We start from the raw sequence: 4,088 nt of genomic DNA, 5'->3' as shown, positions 1-4,088 counted from the left end.
GGTAGACGGAGTGCACGTACTCCACGGGGCGGCCGGTGGAATCGGTGGTGAGCCGCTCGATGAGCAGGGCGGGGGAGAGCACCGGGACGTCCAGCAGGCCCGCCTCCGCCTCGTTGACGACGGTCGGCTCGATGGACTGCTGCGCCTCGTGCACGAACACGCCGTGGTGGTCGCGCAGATGCTCGTAGAGGTCCCCGGCCTCCAGCTCCGCCGGGGTCAGCGCGGGCACCAGGGCGGCCGGGATGTGCAGGTGCTCGATGGCCATCGGGGAGCCGTCCACCAGCCGCAGCCGGGCGATGTAGAGCAGCTGCGCGCCGGGGGAGATGCGCAGCCGGCGGCCGATGCGGGCCCCCGCCTGGACGGTGGAGTGCTCCAGGAGCCGGCTCGACCAGTGCCCGGCGGCCTGGCGCATCGCGAACGCGGCCTCGGCGGCGGCCAGTTCCTGGGTGATCTTGGCCGGGGCGACGAACATCCCGCGCCCGTGCTCCCGTACCAGGACGCCCGTGGCCACGAGCTCGTCCACCGCCGCGCGCAGGGTGGGGCGGGAGACCTCCAGGGTGGCGCACAGGGTGCGTTCGGAGGGGATCGCGTCGCCCGGCCGCCGGACGTCGATGAGACCCAGCAGGTACTCGCGGACCCGCTCCCGCTTGAGCACCGCCCCCGAGGCGTCGGATGCGTGGGACGCGCCCTTCTCCATGGCCGGACCCCGTTTCCTCTGGTCACCTGTCCAACTGGTCATGCGCATCTAACCATTCGGTGGGTGGCCGGCGCGACGTGTCCGCAGAAATCGGACCGAGCGTACGGGGTTGACGGTGGAGGCGGGCCGTGCCACCTTCTAGCCACTCAGCTAACCAATTGGTTAGTTGGTCAACTCCTCGGTTCCCTCCGTGAGTTGTCCCCGCGATCAGGTGAGGAACCGCGACGCCGTGCCCGTGCCCGTCACCGCCACCGACACCGCCACCGACCTCCGCCCCGAGCTCGCGCTCGTCCCGCGTCCCGAATCGCTCACCGCGCAGCCCGGACGGTTCGCCCTGGACCGCGGTACCGGGCTGCGGGCCGGCCCCGGCGCCGGTCCGGCGGCCGACCTCCTGCGCGAACTGCTCACCCCCGCCACCGGGTTGCCCCTGGCTCCGGACACCGACGGGCGGATCGCCTTCGTGCTAGACCCCGGGGAGCGGGCCCTCGGAGCCGAGGGGTACACCCTCACGGTCCGCCCCGACGCGGTCCAGCTGCTCGCCGCTCACCCCGACGGGCTGCTCCGGGGCGTGCAGACCCTGCGCCAGCTGCTCCCGCCCCGGGCGCCGGCCGCCGGGGGCGCGCAGCCCCGTACGCCCGCCCCCGACTGGTCACTGCCCTGCGTACGCATCACCGACCGGCCGCGGTTCGCCTGGCGCGGGGCCATGCTGGACGTGGCCCGCCACTTCCAGCCCGTGGCGTACGTACGCCGCTTCGTGGACCTGCTCGCCCTGCACAAGCTCAATGTCCTGCACCTCCACCTCACCGACGACCAGGGCTGGCGGATGCCCGTCGCCGCCTACCCCCGGCTCACCGGGATCGGCGGGCGCCGGGCCGAGACCTCGGGCGACGGAATCCCGCACGAAGGCGCCTACACCCGCGCCGAACTGGCCGGACTCGTCGCCTACGCGGCCCGGCGCGGGGTGAGCGTCGTACCCGAGGTGGAGATGCCGGGCCACGCCCGTGCCGCCCTCGCCGCCTACCCCGAACTCGGCAACCGGCCCGGCGTCCGGCTGGAGCCGTGGACCGAGTGGGGGGTCTGCGAGAACGTCCTCGGGGTGCACGACGGGGTCCTCGACTTCTGCCGGGCGGTCCTCGACGAGGTCGCGGACGTGTTCCCCGCCCCCTACGTCCACGTCGGCGGCGACGAATGCCCCCGCACGGAATGGGAACGCTCGCCGGCCGCCCGCGCGCGGATCGCCGCCGAGGGGCTGTCCGGACCGGGCGACCTCCACCGCTGGTTCCTCGGCGCCGTCGCCGCGCACCTGGCCCGGCTCGGCCGCCGCCCCCTCGGCTGGACCGACACCGGAGCCGATCTCCCCGCCGGGTTCACGGCCATGGCCTGGCGCGACGCGGAACACGGGCGAGCCGCCGCGCTGCGCGGCCACGACGTGATCATGGCCCCGTACCGCTCCACGTACCTGGACTATCCGCAGTCCGCGGACCCTGGCGAGCCGCGCGGCCAGGACGGCGTGCTCGACCTGCGCGGGGTCTACGACAACGAGCCCGCCCCCGGGCACTGGGAGCCCGAGGCCGCGCGCCGGGTCCTCGGCACCCAGGCGCAGCTGTGGACCGAGTACGCGCGCACCCCGGCGGAGCTGGAGTACCTGGCCTTCCCGAGGCTGTGCGCCCTGGCCGACACCGCCTGGTCGGCGCACCGCGACTGGCCGGACTTCCACCGCCGGCTCGGCCACCACCGGACCCGGCTCGCGGCCCTCGGCGTGCCGCGGGGCCGGCCCCCGTACCGCACCGCCCCGCAAGCCCCTCTGCTCACCCAGTGATCCCCCCACCCCGAGAGGACCCAGCATGCGTGCGCCCCGTACACCCCGTACCCCTCTTGCTCCCCGGAGCTCCGACGGCGTCAAGCGCCGCATGGCCGTGGCCCTGGCCGTGACCCTGCTCGCCGGCACCGGCTCGGCCGCCCTGACCGCACTGCCCGCGACCGCGGCCGCCGAATCCGTCAAGATCCAGTACCGCACCAGCGCCACCGGGGCCACCGCCGACCAGGTGGAGCCCTGGTTCAAGGTGGTCAACAACGGCTCCGCCACCGTCTCCCTGAGCCAGGTCACCTTCCGCTACTACTTCAAGGCCGACGGCCCGGACGTCCAGTACCGGTTCGCCTGTTCCTGGGCGGTCAAGGGCTGCGCGAACATCACCGGCACCTTCGGCACCCCGGCCAATCCGACCGCCACCGCCGACCGGTACCTGGAGATCACCTTCACCGGCGGCGCGGGCACCCTCGCCCCCGGCGCCGACACCGGCGACATGCAGCTGCGCTTCCACCGCGCCGACTGGCAGACCCTGCGGCAGTCCGACGACTACTCCTTCGACGGAGCCCGCACGGCCTACGGGGACTGGGACAAGGTGACCGCCCGGCTGGGCTCCGCCACCGTCTGGGGCACCGCGCCCGGCGGCAACGTCCCCGACCCGACGCCGACCCCCACGCCGACGGGCCCCACGCCCACCCCCACGCCGACCGATCCGGGACCGGCCGGAGCCGCCCTCTTCGACGATTTCACCTACACCACCTCCGCGGACCCGGCGATCGCCGCCCACGGCTGGAGCGTGCGCTCCAACTCCGGCGGTCCCGGAGTCCCCGGCGCCGCCTGGTCCCCGGAGAACGTCACCTTCCAGACCGAGGGCGGCAACTCCGTGATGAACCTGGAGACTTCGACCGCCGGCTCGGGCGAGAGCACCAAGCAGACCGAAGTCCTCACCAAGGCGACGAAGTTCAAGAACGGCACCTACGCGGCGCGGGTGAAGTTCTCCGACGCCCCCAAGTACGGTCCGGACGGCGACCACCTCGTGCAGACCTTCTTCACCATCAACGACCTCAAGGCCCCGATGGCCGACGACTACGCCGAGTACGACTTCGAGTACCTCCCCAACGGCGGCTGGGGAGAGCCCTCGAACATCCTCTACACCACGTCCTGGGAGACGTACCGTCCCGACCCGTGGGAGGCCGTCAACCAGCACACCGAGTCCCGGATCAGCTACGCGGGCTGGCACGACCTGGTGCTGACCATCGACAACAACGCCATCACCTACTACGTCGACGGCCAGGTCTTCGGCACGCACGACGCCAAGTACCTGCCGGAGCGGCCCATGTCGATCAACTTCAACCAGTGGCTGATCGACCTGAACGGCCAGCCGGGATCCACGCCCCGCGCCTACGACCAGAAGGTCGACTACGTCCTGCACGTCAAGGACCAGGTCCTCACCCCGGCGCAGGTCGCCGCCAAGGTGAGCGCCTACCGCACCGCGGGCACCGCCTTCGTGGACGAGGTCCCGAACGGCTGACGCGGCCCCGGCCCCCGGGCGCCGGGAACGGCGGCGCGCTCCGTGGCCAGTGC

The 4,088-nt window shown here is 73.1% G+C and carries 3 protein-coding genes; 2 read left to right on the top strand and 1 reads right to left on the bottom strand.

The annotated features are described in order from the left end of the window. Nucleotides 1-697: GntR family transcriptional regulator (locus ACWGDE_RS36735; protein ID WP_453393423.1), on the bottom strand; the 697-nt coding region annotated here is incomplete at its 3' end. A 229-nt stretch (nucleotides 698-926) separates the two neighbouring features. On the opposite strand from ACWGDE_RS36735, the gene ACWGDE_RS36730 reads away from it, so the two are divergent. Further along, nucleotides 927-2,516, top strand: a complete 1,590-nt coding sequence (locus tag ACWGDE_RS36730; RefSeq protein WP_453393422.1) for a beta-N-acetylhexosaminidase — start codon at nucleotides 927-929, stop codon at nucleotides 2,514-2,516. A gap of 25 nt (nucleotides 2,517-2,541) precedes the next feature. After that, entirely contained in the window at nucleotides 2,542-4,035 is a 1,494-nt protein-coding gene (locus ACWGDE_RS36725; RefSeq protein WP_453393421.1) for a cellulose binding domain-containing protein, read from the top strand. Nucleotides 4,036-4,088 lie beyond the last annotated feature (53 nt).

This window comes from Streptomyces sp. NPDC054956 (assembly GCF_053609185.1).
The sequence above is the reverse complement of the archived record's forward strand: the minus strand, read 5'-3'. Positions and strand labels throughout refer to the sequence as shown.